The sequence below is a fragment of the Komagataeibacter kakiaceti JCM 25156 genome (assembly GCF_000613305.1).
The window spans coordinates 1-1321 of the sequence record NZ_BAIO01000580.1 but is presented as its reverse complement, the minus strand read 5'-3'; the positions used below and the strand labels follow the sequence as shown (position 1 = coordinate 1321).

Annotated in this window: 2 protein-coding genes and 1 pseudogene; 1 reads left to right on the top strand and 2 read right to left on the bottom strand. The window is 64.3% G+C overall.

From position 1 onward, the window contains the following. A pseudogene (locus JCM25156_RS29580) lies at nt 1-292 on the top strand (glycosyltransferase); the annotation flags it as partial. Here the strand turns inward: JCM25156_RS29580 and JCM25156_RS16795 are convergent. Further along, nucleotides 232-852: an SAM-dependent methyltransferase gene (locus JCM25156_RS16795; protein WP_025814040.1), complete on the bottom strand. Its 621-nt coding sequence runs from the start codon at nt 850-852 to the stop codon at nt 232-234. The pseudogene JCM25156_RS29580 and the gene JCM25156_RS16795 sit on opposite strands and share 61 nt — an antisense overlap. Further along, on the bottom strand, nt 849-1321 hold a 473-nt coding region (locus JCM25156_RS16790; RefSeq protein WP_025814039.1), incomplete at its 5' end, for a PIG-L deacetylase family protein. The genes JCM25156_RS16795 and JCM25156_RS16790, both read right to left, overlap by 4 nt.

The window sequence follows — 1321 nt, the reverse complement described above, 5'->3', positions numbered from 1 at the left end:
CGCGGCATGGCAGGCGGCGATTGGCCGGTTGGCGGGTCAGTTGCATCTGTACCCCCGGCAGGTGGCGGAAATAACGCGAAGTCCGTTTTTTGGCATGGCATGGGACAGGCTGGAAGCGGCGGCGGCCGTGATGCTGCGCCGCAGGCCCGTCAGGCGGGCCGAACTGAAGCAGGAGACCCGACGGGCCGAACGGATCGTGCGGCATCTGCTGGCGGCGCGGAGTACATCCCCTTATCCGGCGGCCACTGGTCCCGGTGGCCTGCTTCCGCCATTGAGCATGTCCAGCCGGTAATGGGGAAAGCGGCGGCCATGGACCACCCTTACGCCTTCGCCATGGCAGAAGTTTATGAAATGTTCGGCGGCTTCATCACCATGGCATGGCGTATCGGTCGGCCCGGTCCAGTTTACCAGAATAATGGGGGCTTCGGGCCTGCGCACATGCAGGCACCGGGCGGCAAGCTGCGCAATATCGACGCGTGAGAGGAAGTACAGCAGTTCGGAAATCATGATCAGGTCACAGCCATGCCGGGGCAGGGGCGGGAATGCGCCGGGCAACTGTCCATGATGGAACGACACCCCCGCCAGCCCCGCGCAGTGGCGGCGTGCATGCATAAGCGCGGTTTCAGCCACATCCACCGCCAGTACATGATCGCATTGCCGCGCAAGCCGGGCGGTCATGACCCCGATGGAACACCCCAGTTCCAGCGCCTGGCAAAAATGCAGCCCGGCCAGCGGGGCCAGTGTCTGGCGGTATTTGTCCTGTTCATAGGCGCGTGTGCGGACACCCCATGGATCCGGGTGGCGTTGATACATCCTCTCGAATACGACGCGGGACCAACTGGGGGTACTCATGGCGCGACGAAAACCTCATAATCCGTAACCAGTGCATCCAGCAGGGCGGGCGGCAGGCTGAAGCCGGTCGGGTCATCGGTAATCAGGTGACCGTACTGGCTTTCATGCATCCTGATCGCGCGCTGCTTGAGCGCGCGGTAGGGCGAAATATCCAGCAGCATGCCCGTGGGCGGGCGATGATCGAGTTCCATATCGGCAGGCAGCAGCCAGCCCCATACGGGATAGGCCAGCAGGGCTGCGTGGCAACGCCGTTGCAGGGTCACGCCCATTTTCCATGCCGCTTCGTGGTCACAATGGGGGTCGGCCCGCCATGGGGCCATGATGGTCGTGCAGCCATGGCGGCGGAGCAGTTGTTCCAGATGGCGCACGACCTGCTCGAAAACCGGGCCTTCATGGGGGGCGGCCGCATCGGCCAGCCCCAGGAAGACCAGATGCTCGGGCGCAAGGCCCAGGCATGTGACGGCGCGCA

What these genes read in the sequence shown, in the direction of transcription:
- JCM25156_RS16795 (WP_025814040.1), bottom strand. Translation starts at nt 852, where the DNA reads ATGAGTACCCCCAGTTGGTCCCGCGTCGTATTCGAGAGGATGTATCAA.